The organism is Dyella sp. RRB7 (genome assembly GCF_022761115.1).
Taxonomy (GTDB): Bacteria; Pseudomonadota; Gammaproteobacteria; order Xanthomonadales; family Rhodanobacteraceae; genus Dyella.
This window is the reverse complement of the sequence record NZ_JAKWJS010000009.1, coordinates 100,960-120,936: the sequence shown is the minus strand read 5'-3', so window position 1 is coordinate 120,936 and position 19,977 is coordinate 100,960. Positions and strand designations below refer to the sequence as shown.

The 19,977-nt window shown below is 66.4% G+C and carries 18 protein-coding genes; 8 read left to right on the top strand and 10 right to left on the bottom strand.

The features are described from left to right. Window positions 1-271: 271 nt before the first annotated feature. Both MJ606_RS17495 and MJ606_RS17490 read right to left on the bottom strand, forming a co-directional pair. Entirely contained in the window at window positions 272-484 is a 213-nt protein-coding gene (locus tag MJ606_RS17495; protein WP_243050838.1) for a hypothetical protein, read from the bottom strand. A 115-nt stretch (window positions 485-599) separates the two neighbouring features. Beyond that, window positions 600-797: a rubredoxin gene (locus MJ606_RS17490; RefSeq protein WP_243050837.1), complete on the bottom strand. Its 198-nt coding sequence runs from the start codon at window positions 795-797 to the stop codon at window positions 600-602. Window positions 798-891: 94 nt separating this feature from the next. On the opposite strand from MJ606_RS17490, the gene thiE reads away from it, so the two are divergent. Together thiE and hemL are read left to right on the top strand one after the other, a co-directional pair. Then, window positions 892-1,515, top strand: a complete 624-nt coding sequence (gene thiE / locus MJ606_RS17485) for a thiamine phosphate synthase (protein WP_243050836.1) — start codon at window positions 892-894, stop codon at window positions 1,513-1,515. 10 nt (window positions 1,516-1,525) lie between these two features. Further along, complete coding sequence (gene hemL, locus MJ606_RS17480; RefSeq protein ID WP_243050835.1) at window positions 1,526-2,815, top strand: glutamate-1-semialdehyde 2,1-aminomutase; 1,290 nt, start codon at window positions 1,526-1,528, stop codon at window positions 2,813-2,815. Window positions 2,816-2,863: 48 nt separating this feature from the next. On the opposite strand, the gene MJ606_RS17475 is transcribed toward hemL, so the two are convergent. From MJ606_RS17475 to MJ606_RS17440, 8 genes are all read right to left on the bottom strand, one after another. Beyond that, the gene (locus tag MJ606_RS17475) at window positions 2,864-4,099 is read right to left on the bottom strand and encodes an acetylornithine transaminase (RefSeq protein ID WP_243050834.1); all 1,236 of its coding nucleotides are present in this window, start codon (window positions 4,097-4,099) and stop codon (window positions 2,864-2,866) included. A gap of 845 nt (window positions 4,100-4,944) precedes the next feature. Continuing rightward, window positions 4,945-6,285, bottom strand: a complete 1,341-nt coding sequence (locus MJ606_RS17470; protein ID WP_243050833.1) for a sigma-54 dependent transcriptional regulator — start codon at window positions 6,283-6,285, stop codon at window positions 4,945-4,947. A 294-nt stretch (window positions 6,286-6,579) separates the two neighbouring features. Next, window positions 6,580-6,999, bottom strand: coding sequence for a VOC family protein (locus MJ606_RS17465; protein WP_243050832.1), 420 nt, complete (start codon window positions 6,997-6,999; stop codon window positions 6,580-6,582). Further along, complete coding sequence (locus MJ606_RS17460; RefSeq protein ID WP_343214830.1) at window positions 6,996-7,451, bottom strand: HIT family protein; 456 nt, start codon at window positions 7,449-7,451, stop codon at window positions 6,996-6,998. Before MJ606_RS17460 ends, MJ606_RS17465 begins: the two co-directional genes overlap by 4 nt. A gap of 5 nt (window positions 7,452-7,456) precedes the next feature. Beyond that, a complete protein-coding gene (locus MJ606_RS17455; protein WP_243050830.1) occupies window positions 7,457-8,275 on the bottom strand; it encodes an NAD(P)-dependent oxidoreductase in 819 nt (272 codons plus the stop codon). 73 nt (window positions 8,276-8,348) lie between these two features. Continuing rightward, complete coding sequence (locus tag MJ606_RS17450; protein ID WP_243050829.1) at window positions 8,349-8,951, bottom strand: LON peptidase substrate-binding domain-containing protein; 603 nt, start codon at window positions 8,949-8,951, stop codon at window positions 8,349-8,351. Window positions 8,952-9,065: 114 nt separating this feature from the next. Continuing rightward, window positions 9,066-10,421 carry a UDP-N-acetylmuramate:L-alanyl-gamma-D-glutamyl-meso-diaminopimelate ligase gene (mpl, locus tag MJ606_RS17445; protein WP_243050828.1) on the bottom strand — a complete coding sequence of 452 codons (1,356 nt, stop codon included), beginning with the start codon at window positions 10,419-10,421 and terminating at the stop codon, window positions 9,066-9,068. Between the two features lie 88 nt (window positions 10,422-10,509). Continuing rightward, a complete protein-coding gene (locus tag MJ606_RS17440) occupies window positions 10,510-11,094 on the bottom strand; it encodes an adenylate kinase (protein WP_243050827.1) in 585 nt (194 codons plus the stop codon). A gap of 230 nt (window positions 11,095-11,324) precedes the next feature. On the opposite strand from MJ606_RS17440, the gene MJ606_RS17435 reads away from it, so the two are divergent. From MJ606_RS17435 to MJ606_RS17410, 6 genes are all read left to right on the top strand, one after another. Further along, entirely contained in the window at window positions 11,325-11,753 is a 429-nt protein-coding gene (locus tag MJ606_RS17435; protein ID WP_243050826.1) for a VOC family protein, read from the top strand. Between the two features lie 5 nt (window positions 11,754-11,758). Beyond that, window positions 11,759-13,027: a 6-phosphofructokinase gene (locus tag MJ606_RS17430; protein ID WP_243050825.1), complete on the top strand. Its 1,269-nt coding sequence runs from the start codon at window positions 11,759-11,761 to the stop codon at window positions 13,025-13,027. Window positions 13,028-13,321: 294 nt separating this feature from the next. After that, window positions 13,322-15,370, top strand: a complete 2,049-nt coding sequence (locus MJ606_RS17425) for a sodium-translocating pyrophosphatase (RefSeq protein ID WP_243050824.1) — start codon at window positions 13,322-13,324, stop codon at window positions 15,368-15,370. Between the two features lie 192 nt (window positions 15,371-15,562). Next, window positions 15,563-17,614: a prolyl oligopeptidase family serine peptidase gene (locus MJ606_RS17420; protein WP_243050842.1), complete on the top strand. Its 2,052-nt coding sequence runs from the start codon at window positions 15,563-15,565 to the stop codon at window positions 17,612-17,614. 145 nt (window positions 17,615-17,759) lie between these two features. Continuing rightward, a complete protein-coding gene (locus MJ606_RS17415) occupies window positions 17,760-19,001 on the top strand; it encodes a hypothetical protein (RefSeq protein WP_243050823.1) in 1,242 nt (413 codons plus the stop codon). Window positions 19,002-19,051: 50 nt separating this feature from the next. Beyond that, on the top strand, window positions 19,052-19,876 hold the full coding sequence (locus MJ606_RS17410) for a 2OG-Fe(II) oxygenase (RefSeq protein ID WP_243050822.1): 825 nt from the start codon (window positions 19,052-19,054) through the stop codon (window positions 19,874-19,876). Window positions 19,877-19,977: the final 101 nt, after the last annotated feature.

The window sequence follows — 19,977 nt, the reverse complement described above, 5'->3', positions numbered from 1 at the left end:
TTTCGTTCCGAGTGAGCCGCTCATCTTACATCGTTTTCCGTATCCGTCAACACCTTCAGCGAAATATTTTCTGCTGCTGGGTTGTAGGTGGAACCCCGCGTCGGAGAGCGTCTCGACGGGGGAGGAAAATAATAGCGTCCATCCGGGGGGATGGGAAGGGGTCTATACGGTTTTTTTTCATCGCGATGACAAACGGGCGCGGCGCTGGACTCCGCGCGCCCAGGGAATGCTTGCCCTTGTCCGCTTCAGTTACGAGCAACCGGCCGACGCGCTAGGTACTGGAGTTGCCCGGCGGCACCGCCGCATGCATGGGCGGGCTGGTGGGCGACGCCCCGGCCATCGAGGGGAACATCGGGCCGGTGCAGTGAGCTGCCGGCGCCAGATCATGTCGGCAGGGGACGCCGACGTGATACGGGACGAGCGACTCGGGACGCAGGTTTTCCAGGGCGTCCCAGTCGTCTTCAAAGGGAATGAATTGCTGCATGATGCTGCTCCTGCGGGTTTGCATGCCGTGGGGACGGGCCTGCAGGAGCATCTAAACAAACGGCCCGGTCCGTACGATGACGGAATCGGGCCGTTTCAGGGCGGGGCGACTGGAATCAGTCGATTTCGATCATCTCGAAGTCGTCCTTGGTGGCACCGCAGTCGGGGCACGTCCAGGTATCGGGAACGTCGGCCCAGCGCGTACCCGGCTCGATGCCTTCGTCGGGCAGGCCCAGCGCCTCGTCATAGATGAAGCCACAGACGACACACATCCATTTATGCAGGGTGCCGGTTTCGTTGGTGCTTTGATTCATCGCTGGCTGGCTTGATATGGAGAATAAGTGGGGCATTCTCGCAACTCCCCCGCCGATGCGAAAGCGTATGGCGCAGCTTTTCCAGGACTGACCCATGCATGAAAGACTCAGGGGCCGCGGCCTCTATGTGATCACCGACGGCCCCCGCCCCAACCTGCTTGAAGTGGTGGCGCTGGCGCTGGCTGGGGGTGCCCGGCTAGTGCAGTACCGCGACAAGACGACCGATCACCCCCGCCGCCTGGCGGAGGCCCGTGCGATTCGCGCCCTGTGCGCGGCGCGCGGCGTACCGATGATCGTCAATGATGATGTGGTGCTTGCCGTGGCGGCCGGCGCCGCCGGCGTGCACTTGGGCGAGGACGATGGCGATATCGCCGCCGCCCGTGCCGAACTGGGGCCGGAGGCGATCATCGGCGTGTCCTGTTATGACTCGCTGGAGCGCGCCCGTGAGCTCGCCGCGGCCGGCGCCGACTATCTCGCGTTTGGCGCCTTTTTCCCTTCGCCGACCAAGCCCCATGCCCGACGCGCCCCGTTCGAGCTGCTGCGGCAGACCGCCGCGCTGCGTTTGCCGCGGGTGGCGATCGGGGGCATCACGCCGGACAATGGCGGCTCCCTGATCGATGCCGGCGCCGACTACCTGGCCGTTATCTCGGCCGTGTTCGGCGACCCGGATGTGCGCGGCGCCGCCAGGCGCTTCACCGATCTCTTTACCTCGCATTGAGACTTCCACGATGACCACCAACCACGACCTCTTCCAACGCGCGCAGCAGCTGATGCCCGGCGGCGTGAACTCGCCGGTGCGCGCCTTCAAGTCGGTGGGCGGCGAACCGTTCTTCACCGCGCGCGCGGATGGCGCCTATCTGTGGGACGTGGAAGGCAAGCGCTATATCGACTATGTCGGCTCCTGGGGCCCGATGATCGTGGGCCACAACCATCCGCACGTGCGCGAGGCAGTGGAGCGCGCGGTGAAGAATGGCCTGTCCTACGGCACGCCCTGCCCGGCCGAGGTAAGCATGGCCGAGGCGATCACGCGCCTGGTGCCGTCGATCGACATGGTGCGCATGGTGAATTCCGGCACCGAGGCGACCATGTCGGCGATTCGCCTGGCGCGCGGCGCGACGGGGCGCAATCACATCGTGAAGTTCGAGGGCTGCTATCACGGCCACGGTGACAGCTTCCTGGTGAAGGCGGGTTCCGGGGCGCTGACTTTTGGCGTGCCGACCTCGCCCGGCGTGCCCAAGGCCAATGCGGATCTCACCCTTACGCTGACGTACAACGACCTGGATGCCGCACGCGCACTGTTCGACGAATACGGCAGCGATATCGCCGGCCTGATCATCGAGCCCGTCGCCGGCAACATGAACTGCATTCCGCCGAAGGACGGTTATCTGCAGGGATTGCGCGAGCTGTGCACCAAGCACGGCGCGTTGCTGATCTTCGATGAAGTGATGACCGGCTTCCGCGTGGCGCTGGGCGGCGCGCAGGCGCATTACGGCGTCACGCCCGACCTCACCACCTTCGGCAAGATCATCGGCGGCGGCATGCCGGTAGGCGCCTATGGCGGGCGGCGCGAGCTGATGCAACAGATTGCGCCGGCGGGCCCGATCTACCAGGCCGGCACGCTGTCGGGCAATCCGGTGGCGATGGCGGCGGGACTGGCCATGCTGGAGCTGATCCAGGCACCGGGCTTCTACGAGCAGCTGGCTGCCCGCACGCGCCTGCTCACCGATGGCCTGCAGGCGGTGGCCGATGGCGAAGGCGTGCCCTTCAGCACCAACCGCGTAGGCGGCATGTTCGGCCTGTTCTTCACGCAGGCAAAGGTGGAGTCGTATGCCCAGGCCACCGCGGCGGATACGGCGATGTTCAACCGCTTCTTCCACGGCATGCTGGAGCGCGGCGTGTACCTTGCCCCGTCGGCGTTCGAAGCGGGCTTTGTTTCCAGCGCGCATGGCGAGCAGGACATCGCCGATACGCTGGAAGCGGCACGCGGCGCCCTGCGTGCCGCCCGCGCCGGCCGCTAAATACACCGCACCGTGCACCCAACGACCGGCACGCGGCAGGCGGCCGACTCAGCCCGCCAGGTAGGAACGCAGCGCCGCTTCCAGGCGCTGCAGGCCTTCGGCGAGGTCGGCATCGCTGATGTTGAGTGCCGGCACAAAGCGCAGCACGTCCGGCCCTGCCTGCAGCACCAGCAAACCGTGGGCGGCGGCGTAGTCGAGGATGGTGCCGGCCTTGCCCTTGTGCGCCTCGCCCAGCACCGCGCCAAGCATCAGGCCGCGACCACGCACTTCCTCGAACAAGTGGAGCGATGCGTTGATGCGTGCAAGGCCGTCACGCAGTGCCTGTGACTGGCGCTGCACGTTGGCCAGCAGTTCCGCCGCCGACAGCTTGCGCAGCGCCACGCGGGCCACCGCCGCCGCCAGCGGATTGCCGCCGAAGGTAGTGCCATGCGCACCGAACTGCATGGTCTCGGCCACCTTGGGGCCGACCAGCATGGCGCCGATCGGGAAGCCGCAACCCAGTGCCTTGGCCAGGGTGACGATGTCGGGCTTCACCTGGTCCTGCACGTAGGCGAACAGCGTGCCGGTGCGGCCCATGCCGCACTGGATCTCGTCCAGCACCAGCAGCGCGTTGTACTGGTCGCACAGCTCGCGCACACGCTGGATGAAACCGGGTGCGGCCGGCAACACGCCACCCTCGCCCTGCACCGGTTCGAGCATCACCGCGGCCACGTCGCCGCGGGCGAAGGACGCTTCCAGCGCGGCGACATCATTGAAATCGAGATAGCGGAAACCGCCCGGCAACGGCTCGTAGCCTTCCTGGTACTTGGGCTGGGCGGTGGCGGTGACGGCAGCGAGCGTGCGGCCGTGGAACGAACCACGGAAGGTCACGATGACGCGCTTGGACGCTTCGCGCCCCTGCGAAGCCGCCCACTTGCGCACCAGCTTGATGGCCGCCTCGTTGGCTTCGGTGCCGGAGTTGCACAGGAACACGCGCTCGGCGAACCCGGAGGCGGCCACCAGCTCTTCGGCCAGATGCAGCGGCGGCTCGCTGTAGAACACATTGCTGGTGTGCCACAGCTTGTGCGCCTGGGCGGTAAGCGCCTCCAGCAGGTCGGGGTCCTGGTGGCCCAGCGCATTCACAGCGATGCCGGCGCCGAGATCGATGTACTCGCGCCCCTGCGTGTCCCACACGCGCGCACCCTTGCCGTGGTCCAGCACCACATCGCGCGGTCGATACACCGGCAGCCAGTAACGCTTGCCGAGATCGATCAGGGACTGGGCGGAAGGGTCTTGCGCGTGCATGTCGGGCTCCGGGCGTCGCCTGGGGGAAGCGGCGCCATCTCAGGAATGGGATGAGGCATGGGGAACGCCGCGGGTCTGCTGCGGCGCGTCACGCATCGTAAGCCCTGTGCCCGGGGTTTGCACGGCACCCACCCAGCCCGCGCGGGAGTGTCACCCTCGCCTGTGCGCTGTGTCGCTGGTGTTACAGTGGCCTGGAAACCGCATAGCCATGCGGCTTGCCAGCCATTTGCCGGCGGCCGTGGCCGCACCGATGTAACGGCGGCAACACGCCGCGGCCTGCTTCACTACGACACCCTTGGTCACATGGCCCGCGTGGTTGAGCCATTCGGCGATGTTGGCACATCGCTTGCTCCATCTCCCCCGTACAGGCGGGAAGGGGGAAAGGCCAGCTGCGACTACGCACCGAACACCGCGGCACGGATACCCGCGGCGGCGGTTTGGCGACGCCTTTGGATGGCCCAGGGCAAGGTCGGCGCGAACCTCGCAGCTGGCAACGGTTATCTCCCCCATGTCCGACAGCAGCGCTTTACGGACAGGTGGGTGGTTCAAGCAGAATTCCGCCGCAAGGCGGTAACAAGGGCGGTAACCCGGCAACCCCTGTGGCCGGGGCACCAATGGAAGCCCCCGGCCCGACCCCTGCGGGCCGGGGGCCTTCCTCTTTCGGCCCACCACCGAACGACGCACGGATGCCTGGAGTGAGCGGCGGGTGCTTGCTGCCACGTGGGTGGATAGGCGCCCAACCAGCCATGCTTCGCGAGCATCCGCCGCTCACTCCAGCGCACGCGCGCCCGTGCGGCGGCCTGCGATGGCGCCAGCCAGGCGGCCTCTCCTGCGAAGGGGATGGTTTAGCGCAGTTCGTCGAGTGCGAGCTGGTGCTTTTTGCACAACCGGTAGATGGTGACGCGCGATACCTTGAGGCGGCGCGCGCATTCACTGACGTTGAAGCGGCTCTCGCGCAGGCAAGCGATCACCGCGTCCCGCTCGGCCGCCACCCGCGTGCTGCCCAGGCTGGAATGCGCCGTCTGCTTGGTCAGCACCTCGGCCAGATCCAGGTCGTCTACCGTAATGAGCGCATCCTCGGCCACCACGGCCGCCCGCTGCACGCGGTTGAGCAACTCGCGCACATTGCCCGGCCAGGCGAAATCGAGCATGGCGCGCCGCGCCGTGACGCTGAAGGTGCGTGCGCGGCCACCGTGCTGCTCGCGGAACGCATCCAGGAAGCGCTGGGCCAGCAGCACCACATCGTCCTCGCGCTCGCGCAATGCCGGCATGCGCAGGCGCAGCACGTTGAGCCGGTAATACAGATCCTCGCGGAAGCGGCCCTGCTCCACCGCCTTCTCCAGGTCGACGTGGGTGGCGGCCAGCACGCGTACGTCCAGCTTGATCAACTGGCTGCTGCCCACACGTTCCAGCGTGCCTTCCTGCAGGAAGCGCAGCACGCTGGTCTGGGCGTCCAGCGGCAAGTCGCCCACTTCGTCCAGGAATACCGTGCCGCCGGCGGCCGCCTCGAAATGACCGATCCGTCGCGCATTGGCGCCCGTGAAGGCCCCGCGCTCGTGGCCGAACAGTTCCGACTGCACCAGGTTGGGCGGCAAGGCGCCGCAATTGATCGCCGCGAAGGGCCGGTCGGCACGCGCCGACAGCCCGTGCAGCGCCCGCGCGGCCACTTCCTTGCCGGTGCCGGTTTCGCCGGTGATCAGCACCGGCAGCTCCACCGGCGCGTATTTGCGAATGCTGGCCACCACGCTGCGGATGGCCTCGCTGCGCCCGGTCACGCCGATGTCGCCAGGCTCGGCCACCGGCAGCGGATCGCCCCCCAGTCGCGCCAGTGTCTCGACCAGACGGTCCACGTCCACCGGCGTGGTGAAGTATTCGATGCTGGCTTCGAGGATGCGGTCGATCAGCGGCTCGTGCGCCGGCATCTCCGGCGACAACAGCGCAACCCAGGGCAGCCACGGGTGATCGGCCATGAGCCGGGCCATGGCGTCGACCGACAACGAATCGCCATGGCGAAGGTCCGCCAGGGCCACCACGGTATCGTTGTTGCGCATGCCGACGCCACTTTGCGTATGGGCGTCAGCCACACGGATGATCCATCCCGCCTTCGCCAGCCCGGCACGTTCTTCGCCGTCAGGCTGCCCGAACCAGACGACACACCGCCTGGCTTCCTCCCTTAAAACAGCCATGGCTCCCTCCCCCTCCCCTGATCAGGGTCACAGGTTTCGGCCGGTCGCAGCCAAACCTCTGGCTACCCCCCGGTTACCACGCCCGTCGCGTCAACCTACCCCGCGACCACCAGAAAAGTGTGATATGCATCACACAATATACAACTCCGAACGTGACAGTCACCCGACAAATGGGCCAGATCCGTCGAACGGAAGGCCATTGGCTAACACCTATGGCCTAGGGAACGGCCTCTCCGGGCCGGCGAGCACGAAACCCGCAAGCCCGGTGACAGCAAGGCGGCCGGTACCTGTGACTTACCAGACGCCGGTGTTGGGCATCGATACCCACGGCTCCTGCGGGGGCAGGTGTCCGTCCTGCAGCAGCTCGATGGAGATCAGGTCGGGCGAGCGCACGAAAGCCATGTGCCCGTCACGGGGGGGCCGGTTGATGGTGTAGCCCATCGATTGCAGGCGCGCGCAAGTGGCGTAGATGTCATCCACGCGAAAAGCGAGATGGCCGAAGTTGCGGGCGCTGCCGTAATCCTCGGTGGAGCCCCAGTTGTAGGTGAGCTCGATCTCGGCGTCCGGGGTTTCCGGCGCCGACAGGAAGATCAAGGTGTACTTGCCAGCCGCGTTCTCCATGCGGCGGTTTTCCTTCAAGCCCAGTCCTTCGCAGAAGAACCGCAGGCTGGCGTCGACATCGCGGATGCGGATCATGGTGTGGAGGTATTTCATGGTGTGCTCCTGGGCGCTGGGGAAACGCCGTCGAGGGGGAGGGAAAGTCGGATGCGTTCGGCCATGCGCTCGAGCGCATCGCGCGACGCCGGCGCCGGCTGGCCGCCGGGATAGACACGAAGCAAGCAGTCAGCCGCGCGGCGCGGCTGCACGTGCAGATGAAAGTGCGGTACTTCCTGGCCGCCCGCGACGCCATTGGATTGCCACAGATTGAGCCCGGGCGGTTGAAACACCGCACGCAAGGCCTGCGCAACGCGCACGCCCAGCTGCATCACCTCGCCCGCCACGGCAGGCTCGATCGCATAGATGTCCTCGACATGCTGGCGTGGCACTACCAGCACGTGCCCAGGCACGGCCTGACGCAGATCGAGGAAAGCGAGCGCCGTCGGCGTCTGCGCGACCACGCTCGCCTCCAAACGCCCCGCCACGATGGCGCAGAAGGGACAGCCCACCGCGATCAATCCAGGAACAGGTCGGGCAGCAGCGACTGACCCGGCTCCACCGCATACGACGACAGGTCGGTGACGCCGGCTTCGCGCAGCACCTCTTCATCGATCAGGAAGTGGCCGGCAAAACCGGTGGCCGGGCGCGTCAATACGGCATGCGCGGCATCCGCCACGATGCTGGGCTTGCGGCAACGCGCCAGCTGCACGCCGGGGATCATGTTGAGCGCATCGGTAGCGATGATGGTGCGCGGCCACAGCGCATTCACCGCCACGCCCTTGGGGCCGAACTCGCCGGCCAGGCCCAGCGTGACAAAGCTCATGCCCATCTTGGCCAGCGTGTAGCCCGTATGCGGCGCCCACCATTTGGGGTCGAGCGACGGCGGCGGCGCCAGCGTGAGGATGTGCGGGTTGGCCGCCTTCAGCAGGTGCGGCAGGCAGGCCTGCGCGCAGAGAAAGCTGCCGCGTGCGTTGACCTGCTGCATCAGGTCGAAGCGCTTCATCGGCGTGTCGAGCGCGCCGGCCAGCCAGATCGCACTGGCGTTGTTGACCAGGATGTCGATGCCGCCGAACGCCTCCACCGTGGCCGCCACGGCAGCCTGCACCTCGGCTTCCTCGCGAATGTCGCACTTGATCGGCAGCGCCTTGCCGCCAGCCGCCTCGATTTCGGCTGCGGCGCTATGGATGGTGCCGGGCAGCTTGGGGTTGGGCACGCTGCTCTTGGCGGCGATGGCGATATTGGCGCCATCGCGGGCGGCGCGCAGTGCAATCGCCAGGCCGATGCCGCGCGATGCGCCGGTGATGAACAAGGTCTTGCCAGACAGGCTGCCCATGAACTGCGTCTCCGCCACGAAAAGGCAAAGTGTAGAACCTCGGGCCATGATCGTTGCGAAAGTGGTGATCGACTTAGGCTTTCTGGAAGCGCGGCAGGATATCCCGCAGCTCCGCCAGCCGTCGCAGCGGATCGGTCAATTCCAGCATGCGCTGCTGTTCGTCGGGGTGCAGCGGCAACAACTCCGACAGGCGAAAACCCAGCCAGCCGGCATCGTCGTAGCGCTCACGCGGCGCATGGCGCCACAGCGGCGCCATGGTCTCGACCAGGCGTTCGAGAATCGACTGCAACAGGGCAAACTCCACCGGCACCGGTTGCGCCGCCTCTTCCGGCCACAGCTCCGCATCGCCACGCACCAGCCCATCCGAGCGCACCCGCGTGCGCGCCACGCGAAAACGCAAGCCGCCTTCGATGACGATGCCCAGCAAGCCGTCCTCGCGATTGTGGAAATCGGTAATGCGCGCGAGCGTGCCCACCGCCGCAGGCACGGCCGGCGCGCCCACTTCGTTTCCTTCCAGGATCAGGCACACGCCAAACGGGCTGTCCTTGCGCGCGCATTCACGCACCATGTCCAGATAACGCGGCTCGAAGATGCGCAACGGCAGCTGGCCACCGGGATAGAGCACGGTGCCGAGCGGGAACAAGGGCAGATCGGTGGCGGGGGTGTGGGCTGCCATGCGGGGAGTTTATCGCGTGGGCTGCGGGGTGTGCCTTGGCTGTGATGGGGGCTCAGTTTGTGGCGTTATCGCCACAAAAAGAAGTCCATCACACCCGAACCACCAAAGCCCCCATCAGGATCGCAACGCTTCCACGAAACGCCTCGGCGCTCCCTCAAAACCACCGTTCGACATAAAGACCACGTGATCACCAACGCGTACCTGATCGCGCAACGCGGCGATCAGCGCATCGACGGTCGGTGCCGTGCTGCCGCGGCCATTCAAGGCGCCGGTGACGCGCCCGGCATCCCACGGCAACTCCGGACGATGCAAGAACACCACCGCATCGGCATCGGCAAGGGATGGCGCCAGCGCCTCGGCATGCGCACCCAGTCGCATCGAATTGGAGCGCGGCTCCAGCGCCACCAGGATGCGCGCCTTGCCCACCTTGGCGCGCAAGCCGGCCAAGGTGGTGGCGATGGCGGTGGGGTGATGCGCGAAGTCGTCGTACACGCGCACGCCACCCACCTCGCCCACCACTTCCATGCGTCGCTTGACGCTCTCGAAGCTGGCGAAGGCCGGCAACAGTGCGCGTGGATCGGCGCCTGCCGCGGTGGCGGCGGCCAAGGCCGCCAGCGCATTCATCACGCTGTGATTGCCCAGCAGCGACCAGTGCACCTCACCGATCCGCTCGCCCCGGCGCCGCACGACAAAGGACGAGCCATCGGCCGCGAGCAGTTCCGCCTGCCAGTCGCCCTGGCCGATGCCGAAGGTTTCCACGGGTGTCCAGCAGCCCATCGCCAGCACTTCGGCGAGATGATGATCGTGCGCGTTGACGATCAGCCGCCCATTGCCCGGCACGGTGCGTACCAGATGATGGAACTGGCGCTGGATGGCGGCCACGTCGGGAAAGATGTCCGCGTGGTCGTATTCGAGGTTGTTGAGGATGGCGATGCGCGGGCGGTAGTGCACGAACTTGGAGCGCTTGTCGAAGAACGCGCTGTCGTATTCGTCCGCCTCGATCACGAAGGGCTTGCCGCTGCCCACGCGTGCCGAGACATCGAAATTGCCCGGCACGCCGCCAATCAGGAAGCCCGGCGCCAGGCCCGCGCTTTCCAGCAGGTGTGCCAGCAGGCTGGTGGTGGTGGTCTTGCCGTGGGTGCCGGCCACCGCCAGCACTTCGCGCCCGGGCAGCAGCGTATCGCCCAGCCATTGCGGGCCGGAGATGTAGCGCAGCTGCGCGTCGAGCATGTACTCCACGGCGGGGTTGCCGCGTACCATCGCGTTGCCGACCACCACCAGGTCGGGCGCCGGCTTGAGGTAGTCGGCCTTGTAGCCGTCCATCAGGCGGATGCCCAGCGATTCGAGCTGGGTGCTCATCGGCGGATAGACGTTGGCGTCGGAGCCTTCCACGCTGAGGCCAAGCTCGCGCGCCAGCGCGGCGACGCCGCCCATGAAGGTGCCGCAGATGCCGAGGATATGCAGACGCATGGCTTACCTGTTGGGAGAAGATCAGGCACCGGCGCAACGCAGGCCGGCCCTTCGAACGCAACGGGCCGCCTTGCGGCGGCCCCAAGCGTCAGCCGTTGGCGGCGGCCGATTCGCTGGTGAGTGCGCGCTTGACGCGTGCGGTGACCTCGTCGAGCTCACCCACGCCGTCGACCACCTGCAGCTTGCCGCGGCGGGCGAAGAAATCGGCGACCGGCGCGGTCTGCTCGGCATAGACCTTCAGGCGATCGCGCACCACTTCCGGATCGTCGTCGTGGCGATGTTCGGCCTTGAAGCGGATTTCGCAGCGGGCAATGATCACTTCGTTGGGCACCTCGAGCTTCACCACCGCGTCCAGCGGCTGGCCGATCTTGGCCAGCAGGTGATCGAGCGCATCGGCCTGCGCCAGGTTGCGCGGATAACCGTCGAGGATAAAACCGTTCTTGACATCGTCCTGCGCGAGGCGCTCTTCCAGCATGCCCAGCAGGATGTCGTCGGACACCAGCTTGCCGGCGTTCATCACTTCCTTGGCCTTGAGGCCTTGCGGGGTGCCCGCCGCCACCGCCGCGCGCAGCATGTCGCCGGTCGAGATGTGCGGCACACCGAGTTCAACCTTCAGCCGGGCGGCCTGGGTGCCTTTGCCCGAGCCGGGCGGACCGAGTAGGACGAGTCGCATAATGCTCCAAGGTATCCACGAGTCACCGCAGGCTGCGGTTCCCGCCGGATGCAAGAAAATTGGCGTTCAAATTAGCTTCTGCGGGGGGTGCCGTCAAACGACGCGAACCGTCGCAGGGAACCAAATACCTGTTTCACAACGAGTTACTGATGACACCCGATTGTCACGGGAAACACGGTGCAGGCCGGGATTACGCTACGAAATGCTCACCCATAGGTAGGGAAATGGCCATGAAGGCTCCGCAAATCCATATCGTCACACTCGGCGTCAACGACCTTTCACGCGCACGGCGCTTCTACGAGGCACTTGGCTGGAAGGCATCCTCCACCAGCAACGAGAACATCGTCTTCTTGAAAGGCGGCTCAGGGGTACTGGCCCTCTACGGCCGCACCGCCCTGGCCGAGGACGCACTCGCCGAGGACCTACCCAACGGTTTCTCCGGCGTCACCCTGGCGCGCAATGCGCGTTCCAAGGCCGAAGTGGATGCGTGGTTCGCCGAGGCACTGGCCGCCGGCGCGCGTGCCGTCAAGCCGCCGCAAGAAGCGTTCTGGGGCGGCTACTCCAGCTATATCGCCGACCCGGATGGCCATCTGTGGGAATTCGCTTTCAATCCCTACTTCGTGTTTGATGATCACGGCAACCTCGCCCTACCGGATTGATACCCATGAAGCCGAAAACCCGCCCCGCAGGCCGCCTGTTGTATGCCCAATCCGGCGGCGTGACCGCCGTGATCAACGCCACCGCGGCCGGCGTGATCGAGGCGGCGCGCGCGCAAGGCGTGCAGGTCTATGCGGCCCGCAACGGCATTCTCGGGGCGCTGCGCGAGGAGTTGATCGATACCTCGAAGGAATCGAAATCCGCCATCGCCGCCTTGCGCCACACGCCCGGCGGCGCGTTTGGTTCGTGCCGCTACAAGCTCAAGTCGCTGGAGGCCAGCCGCGCCGAGTACGAGCGGCTGATCGAGGTGTTCCGCGCCCACGACATCCGCTGGTTCCTCTACAACGGCGGCAACGATTCGGCCGACACGGCGCTGAAGATCTCGCAGTTGGGCAAGGCCATGGGCTACGACATCCGTTGCATCGGCGTGCCCAAGACAGTGGACAACGACCTGGCCGTCACCGATTGCTGCCCGGGCTTCGGCTCGGTAGCCAAGTACACCGCCGTCTCCACGCTGGAGGCGAGCCTCGACGTCGCCTCCATGGCCGATACCTCGACCAAGGTATTCATCCTCGAAGTGATGGGCCGCCACGCCGGCTGGATCGCCGCCGCCGCCGGGCTGGCCGGCGAGGGTGCCGATGCGCCGCCGCACCTGATCCTGTTCCCCGAGCGGGTATTCGACGAGGCGGCGTTCCTGGCCAAGGTTAAGGCGACGGTGGAGCGCGTGGGCTGGTGCACCGTGGTGGCGTCCGAAGGCATCCGCAATGCGGAAGGCCAGTTCCTCGCCGAGGCAGGCACGCGCGATGCGTTCGGCCATAGCCAGTTGGGCGGTGTCGCGCCGGTACTGGCATCGCTGGTGAAGGAGAAACTCGGCTACAAATACCACTGGGCCCTGCCCGACTACCTGCAGCGCTCCGCGCGTCACCTCGCCTCGAAAACCGATGCCGACCAGGCCTATGCCGTGGGCAAGGCGGCGGTCGAGTACGCGCTGGCCGGCATGAATGCGGTGATGCCGGTGATCGTGCGTCACAGCGACGCACCCTACCGCTGGAAGATCGAGCCCGCCCCGTTGGCCAAGATCGCCAACCGGGAGAAGAAGATGCCGGCCGGCTTTCTCACCCGCGACGGTTTCGGCATCACCGCCGCGGCACGGCGTTACCTGGCGCCGCTGATCCAGGGCGAGGCGCCGCTGCCGTATGGCAAAGACGGGCTGCCGCGCTACGTGGCGCTGAAGAATGCCGCGGTCGCGCGCAAACTCGCCCCCTTGGCGGGCTGAGCTTCGCGGCTGGAAGCGATCCGGGCCGCGGTATGAGTCCGCGTAGGCCTGGGTCGCGTTGCATCCATGCTTGGCGACCCGGCTGTTGCTCGGGATTTCGCCCCTAGCCATGTAGACGCACATCGGCATCGGAGCCTGGCGAAAGGGCTACCCAGTGCGGGTATTGCGTCGCACAACACGACTGTCGTGAACCTCTGCCTATACTCGCCCATGACCGCCCGCAAGGGCGGCCGCCGTGTCGGGGTGCCGGTGGCGGGTCCCGACGATGTGGTTACCACTCATGGGGAGGCTCCGATGCTGCAGCAGTATGGCTTGTGGATCGTGCTGGCATGTGCGGTCTTGGCGGTTCTGTATGGCGCGCTCTCGGTGCGCTGGATCTTGGCGAAGTCACCGGGCAACGCACGCATGCAGGAGATCGCCGCGGCGATCCAGGAAGGTGCGAAGGCGTATCTCAATCGCCAATACACCACCATCGGCGGCGTGGGTGTCGTGCTGTTCCTCATCATCGGCTTTGCGCTGGACTGGGCGACCGCGATCGGCTTCGCGATCGGCGCCCTGCTGTCCGGCGCCACCGGCTATATCGGCATGAATGTCTCGGTACGCGCCAATGTGCGCACCGCCGAAGCGGCACGCCAGGGCCTGGCCGCCGCCTTGAATGTCGCGTTCCGCGGCGGCGCCATCACCGGCATGCTGGTGGTGGGGCTGGCCCTGCTTGGCGTCACCGGCTACTACGTGGTGCTCAGCCATATGGGCTACGAGACCATGCATGCCTTGCACGCACTGGTGGGCCTGGCCTTCGGTTCGTCGCTGATCTCGATCTTCGCCCGCCTGGGCGGCGGCATCTTCACCAAGGGCGCCGACGTGGGCGCCGACCTGGTGGGCAAGGTGGAAGCGGGCATCCCCGAGGATGATCCGCGCAACCCGGCGGTGATCGCCGACAACGTGGGCGACAACGTGGGCGATTGCGCCGGCATGGCGGCCGACCTGTTCGAGACCTATGCCGTGACGTTGATCGCCACCATGCTGCTCGGCGGCGTGTTGGCCGAACAGACCGGCAGCAATGGCGTGCTGTTCCCGCTGGTGCTGGGCGGCGCCTCGATCGTCGCCTCGGTGATCGGCACCTTCTTCGTGAAGGCGCGCGGGCCGAAGATCATGAATGCGCTCTACGCGGGCGTGGCCGTATCGGCCGTGCTGGCTGCGATCGCTTTCTGGCCGATCACCAGCCAGCTGATGGGCGATTCGGCCTATGGCGTGGGCCATCTCTACGGCTGCGCGCTGATCGGCCTGGTGCTCACCGGCGCGATGGTGGTGATCACCGAGTACTACACCGCCACCGAATATGCGCCGGTGCAACACGTGGCCAAGGCATCGACCACGGGGCACGCCACCAACATCATCGCCGGCCTCGGCGTGTCGATGAAATCCACCGCGCTGCCGGTGCTCGCGGTGTGTGCCGCCATCTGGGGCGCCTACCAGTTGGCCGGGCTGTACGGCATCGCCATCGCCGCCACTGCCATGCTCAGCATGACCGGCGTGATCGTGGCGCTGGATGCCTATGGCCCGATCACCGACAACGCCGGCGGCATCGCCGAAATGGCGGAACTGCCGCCGGAAGTGCGTGGCGTGACCGATCCGCTCGATGCGGTGGGCAACACCACCAAGGCCGTGACCAAGGGTTATGCGATCGGTTCGGCGGGCCTCGCCGCGCTGGTGCTGTTCGCCGACTACACGCACAACCTCACCCAGCATCTGGCCATCAGCGATTTCCGCTTCGACCTGTCCAACCCGTACGTGATCATCGGCCTGCTGATCGGCGGCCTGATCCCGTATCTGTTCGGCGCGATGGCGATGGAAGCGGTAGGCCGCGCGGCCGGCGCGGTGGTGGAGGAAGTGCGCCGCCAGTTCCGCGAGATCCCCGGCATCATGCAGGGCACCGCCAAGCCCGATTACTCGCGCGCGGTGGACATGTTGACCAAGTCGGCGATCAAGGAAATGCTGGTGCCTTCGCTGCTGCCCGTGCTGGTGCCGGTGCTGGTGGTCTTCGGCTTCAAGTGGCTGGGCGGCGCGGAAGCCGGCGCGCAGGCGCTGGGCGGCGTGCTGATCGGCACCATCGTCACCGGCCTGTTCGTGGCCATCTCCATGACCACCGGCGGCGGCGCGTGGGACAACGCCAAGAAGTACATCGAGGACGACCACTTCGGCGGCAAGGGCTCGGACGCGCACAAGGCCGCGGTGACCGGCGACACCGTGGGCGATCCGTACAAGGACACGGCAGGCCCGGCGGTGAATCCGCTGATCAAGATCATCAACATCGTGGCCCTGCTGCTGATTCCTCTGTTGTAACCGAACGGCGTCCGGCACGCGTGCGCCCTCTCCCCTCCGGGGAGAGGGACTGCGCAGCCCTGACTTTAGTCACGCGCGCACCGTGCGCCGCGCCGCCACACTCAAGAGTCACCCATCACTTCTCAAGGACATCCCATGACAATCAGGAAGTCGCTCTGGCTGCCACTGGCGCTGGGCCTCACACTAAGCGGCATGACGCACGCCACCGACCCCACCGCACCGACCAGCAGCGATCCCAATCTCTGGCTGGAAAACATCGACGGCACGCAGCAGCTGGACTGGGTGAAGCAGCAGAACGCGCAGACGGTGACGAAGTACGCCGACAGCGCCGGGTTCAAGCAGCTCGATGCACGCATCCTCGAAGTGCTCGACTCCAACGCGCGCATCCCCATGGTCAGCAAGATCGGCGACCACTTCTACAATTTCTGGCGCGACAAGGACCACCCCAAGGGCCTATGGCGCCGCACCACGCTGGACGAGTACCGCAAGGACCAGCCCGCCTGGGAAACCGTGATCGACCTCGATGCGTTGGCCAAGGCAGAGAACGAGAACTGGGTGTGGCACGGCGCGGACTGCCTCAAGCCCGACTACCAGCGCTGCCTGATCGCGCTGTCGCGCGGCGGCGCCGACGCCAGCGTGGTGCGCGAGTTCGACCTGCCCGGCAAGCAATTCGTGAAGAACGGCTTCGAACTGCCCGAGGCCAAGAGCAATGTCACGTGGATGGACAAGGACCATCTCTACGTCGCCACCGATTTCGGCCCGGGCTCGATGACCACGTCGAGCTATCCGCGCATCGTCAAGGCATGGCAGCGCGGCACGCCGCTGTCGAGCGCCATCACGGTGTACGAAGCGAAGAACGACGACATGAGCGTGTCGGCCATGCGTGACAACACGCCGGGTTTCGAGCGTGACTTCGTGACGCGCCAGATCGCCTTCTACGACAGCGAAACCTTCGTGCGCGGCAAGGACGGCAAGCTCACCCGCATCGACGTGCCCGACGACGCCAACACCGACGTGCATCGCGAGTGGCTGCTGATCGAGCCACGCAGCGACTGGTCGGTGGGCGGCAAGACCTACAAGTCCGGCTCGCTGCTGGCCGCCAACTTCGACGGCTACATGGCCGGCAAGCGCGAGCTCACCGTGCTGTTCGAGCCCACCGACAGCACTGCGCTGGACGGCTATTCGTGGACGCGCCACCAGCTGATCCTCAACGTCATGGACAACGTGGTGAACAGGCTCGAGGTGCTCACGCCGGGGCCGGGCGAATGGAAGCGCAGCGGCCTGGGCGGTGCGCCGAAGCTCTCCACCATCGCTGCCGCCGGCATCGATGCGGACACCAGCGACGACTACTTCCTCACCGTCACCGGCTTCCTGCAGCCGACCACGCTGTACTACGGCACCCTGGGCCAGGGCGAGGCGCAGGCGATCAAGCACAGCCCGAGCTTCTTCGATGCGTCGAAGTACGTGGTGAGCCAGCACTTCGCCACCTCCAAGGACGGCACCCCCGTGCCGTATTTCGAAATCGCGCCGAAAGACCTCAAGGCGGACGGCACCAACCCGACCCTGCAATACGGCTACGGCGGCTTCGAGATTTCGCTGCAACCCAGCTACAGCGGCAGCGTGGGCCGCGCCTGGCTGGAAAAGGGCGGCGTCTACGTGATCGCCAACATCCGCGGCGGTGGCGAATACGGGCCGCGCTGGCACAAGGCCGCACTGAAGGCGAATCGCCTGCGTGCCTACGAGGATTTTGCCGCAGTTTCGCAGGACCTGTTCGCGCGCAAGATCACTTCGCCCGCGCATCTGGGCGCCATGGGCGGCAGCAATGGCGGCCTGCTGATGGGCAATATGCTCACGCTGTACCCGCAGCTCTACGGCGCCATCGTCAGCCAGGTGGCCCTGCTCGACATGCAGCGCTACACCCACCTGTCGGCCGGTGCGTCGTGGATCGCGGAATACGGCGACCCTGACAAGCCCGCCGAGTGGGCGTGGATCAAGACCTTTTCGCCGTACACCAACGCCAAGGCGGGCCAGAAGTATCCGCCGGTGCTGTTCACCACCTCCACCCGTGATGATCGCGTCGGTCCGGTGCATGCGCGCAAGATGGCCGCGAAGCTCCAGCAACTGGGCTACGACGCCAGCTTCTACGAGAACATCGAAGGCGGCCATGGCGCGGCGGCGGACAACAAGCAGTCGGCCTACATGAACGCGCTCGCTTACACCTACATCTGGGAGCACGTTAAGTAAGTCACGGCCAGTAAAATTCCCGGGCGGGAGTGCAGCGATGCCTCTCTCCCGGGAGCCACGGCCAAGCGACATCATCCAGCCCACCAAGGCGTGGTGCGAGGCGGCTCAACCACTGGGGCCACCTCGATTGCCAAGGGCAGGAATGATGAACAAAGTCTCCGCGATCCGCACGGTCGCCGCCGTATCGGCCCTGCTATGCGGTTCGCTGTCCGCCGCCGATCTCGGCCAGGCAAGAGTGCGTTCTTATCTCGGTCAGCCCCTCGTGGTGGACGTCCCGCTGGTCATCGAAGGCCAGGACGAATCCGGGCAGCTCACGGCTATCGCCAGCGGCACCCTGGCCGACCCCAGCGGGGCCGATCGCACGCTCGCCCTGACGCATGAAGTGCGCCGCTACCAAAGCGGCCAGCACTTCATTCGCCTCACCAGCAGCACCCCAGTGGACGCCTCCCGCGTGACGGTGTGGCTGATGATCGAGGGCCCCTATGGCAAAGCCTCGCGAAGCTTCCCGCTGAAACTCCGTGCGAAAGCCTCCAGCCCGGGGACGAAGACCAATGCGACGACTACGACCGCGCCGCCCGCCCCCGCCAGGCCGGCCCAATCTTCGCCCCGCCTCACTATCGGCGCGCTGGCCGCTGCCAATGCCCGGCTGGACGAGGAAACCCGTCGTGTCTCCGCGCTGGTAGCGCAGCAGCAGCAAGCACTGACCGCACAGGCCCCGCTGGTGGCGCGCCAGCATGAGCAGCTAGCCACTCTGGATCGCCAGAGCCGTCATGCGGCCGACGTTACCAATGCCGCCAGGGCGCAGCTGGACGAACGAAGCCATGTGTTGAACGCGCTGAGCGCTCAATTGAACGGTCTTCTCGATGCCCCTGCTGACAGCGAGCCCGCATCGGCACCTGTGGAGCCCCATGGCGATACCACCCCTGGAAAAGCCGCGGTCGATACGAGCCAGGTCACTGCACCAGCCCTGCCTGCCGACACCGGCGCACCACCCATCGCACCGGGTCCCGCTTCAACCTTAGCGCCGCCTGTCCCTGCGCAGGGTTCCCCACGCCCTGCCGCACCGCCGGCCGGGCGAACAACTATTCCGGGCGAGAACGGGCCTGCTCATGGCAGCACCTGGCTGTGGGTCGCCGTGGGTGCGCTGACGGCGGCACTCACGGGTAGCGCATTCTTCCACTGGCGACAGCGCTCGCCGCGCACGAGCTGTGCCGCCGCAGCCTCCTGCACCGCATGGCCGCCTGGATGGGAACGCCTGCACACCCAGCCGGGCGCCAAGGGAATCCCTGGCATGATCCAGGTGCCGTCCACCGCCGCCACGCTATTGTGGGTCGATGCAAGCGGACTCACCGACAGCCTGATCGAGCATATTCGCCACCGCGATTGAGTTGTCGATCACGGCGCCCTGCGGCGGGGTTTGCCTTATCCTTTCCGGCGATGAATAACATCAACATCCGCCCCGAACTGCGCCAGTGGATACTCGCCACCGCCCATGCCGGCCATGGCCCGCAGGACATCCTGTGCCTGATGAAGGACGCCGGTTATAACGGCGAACAAAGCCGGCGCATCGTCTCGCGCGTGCTGAATCTGCCGCTGGCCAGCATCGGCCAGCCGGGCGCCGGCAAGCGCACTCGGCACCCTGTCGCCCCCCAGCAAGTGATCGACGGCCATGCCGTGCAAGTCACGCTCAGCGTGGAGACCCCAGCCATCCGCGCGCTGCAAGGCCTGCTGACCGCCGAGGAGTGCGATGCGCTCATCGCCCAGTCCCGGCCACGGCTGCAGCGCTCGCTCACGGTCGACGTGGAGGGCCGCCACCAGACCGACGAACGGCGCACCAGCCAGGGCATGTTCTTCCGCATCGGTGAAACACCGCTGGTGCAGACGATCGAACAGCGCATCGCCGGCCTGCTGGATATCCCGGTGGACCATGGCGAGGGGCTGCAGATCCTGCACTACCTGCCCGGCCAGGAGTACGAGCCGCACTATGACTGGTTCGATCCCAGCCAGCCCGGCTTTTCCGCAGTCACCGCGCGGGGCGGGCAGCGCATCGCCTCGGTGGTGATGTACCTCAACACCCCGGAAGAAGGCGGGGGCACCGGCTTCCCCGCCCTCGGCCTCACCGTCACCGCGCTGCGTGGTTCGGCCGTCTATTTCGCCTATGACACAGGCGACACGGCCTCCCTGCACGCCGGCCTGCCCGTGCTTCGCGGGGAAAAATGGATTGCCACCAAGTGGTTGCGCGAACGTCCCTACCACCCATAGATCTCGCCCAGCGACGGCCGATTGGCTGAACTCTCCCCTCGCGCCAGCCCCGAAGCTGCTGCGATGCACCACCTTTTGCCGTATCCTTTCAGGTCTTTTCT

Coding starts and splice junctions, on each gene's coding strand:
- MJ606_RS17495 (WP_243050838.1), bottom strand. CDS start 484: ATGCAGCAATTCATTCCCTTTGAAGACGACTGGGACGCCCTGGAAAAC.
- MJ606_RS17490 (WP_243050837.1), bottom strand. CDS start 797: ATGAATCAAAGCACCAACGAAACCGGCACCCTGCATAAATGGATGTGT.
- thiE (WP_243050836.1), top strand. CDS start 892: ATGCATGAAAGACTCAGGGGCCGCGGCCTCTATGTGATCACCGACGGC.
- hemL (WP_243050835.1), top strand. CDS start 1,526: ATGACCACCAACCACGACCTCTTCCAACGCGCGCAGCAGCTGATGCCC.
- MJ606_RS17475 (WP_243050834.1), bottom strand. CDS start 4,099: ATGCACGCGCAAGACCCTTCCGCCCAGTCCCTGATCGATCTCGGCAAG.
- MJ606_RS17470 (WP_243050833.1), bottom strand. CDS start 6,285: ATGGCTGTTTTAAGGGAGGAAGCCAGGCGGTGTGTCGTCTGGTTCGGG.
- MJ606_RS17465 (WP_243050832.1), bottom strand. CDS start 6,999: ATGAAATACCTCCACACCATGATCCGCATCCGCGATGTCGACGCCAGC.
- MJ606_RS17455 (WP_243050830.1), bottom strand. CDS start 8,275: ATGGGCAGCCTGTCTGGCAAGACCTTGTTCATCACCGGCGCATCGCGC.
- MJ606_RS17450 (WP_243050829.1), bottom strand. CDS start 8,951: ATGGCAGCCCACACCCCCGCCACCGATCTGCCCTTGTTCCCGCTCGGC.
- mpl (WP_243050828.1), bottom strand. CDS start 10,421: ATGCGTCTGCATATCCTCGGCATCTGCGGCACCTTCATGGGCGGCGTC.
- MJ606_RS17440 (WP_243050827.1), bottom strand. CDS start 11,094: ATGCGACTCGTCCTACTCGGTCCGCCCGGCTCGGGCAAAGGCACCCAG.
- MJ606_RS17435 (WP_243050826.1), top strand. CDS start 11,325: ATGAAGGCTCCGCAAATCCATATCGTCACACTCGGCGTCAACGACCTT.
- MJ606_RS17430 (WP_243050825.1), top strand. CDS start 11,759: ATGAAGCCGAAAACCCGCCCCGCAGGCCGCCTGTTGTATGCCCAATCC.
- MJ606_RS17425 (WP_243050824.1), top strand. CDS start 13,322: ATGCTGCAGCAGTATGGCTTGTGGATCGTGCTGGCATGTGCGGTCTTG.
- MJ606_RS17420 (WP_243050842.1), top strand. CDS start 15,563: ATGACGCACGCCACCGACCCCACCGCACCGACCAGCAGCGATCCCAAT.
- MJ606_RS17415 (WP_243050823.1), top strand. CDS start 17,760: ATGAACAAAGTCTCCGCGATCCGCACGGTCGCCGCCGTATCGGCCCTG.
- MJ606_RS17410 (WP_243050822.1), top strand. CDS start 19,052: ATGAATAACATCAACATCCGCCCCGAACTGCGCCAGTGGATACTCGCC.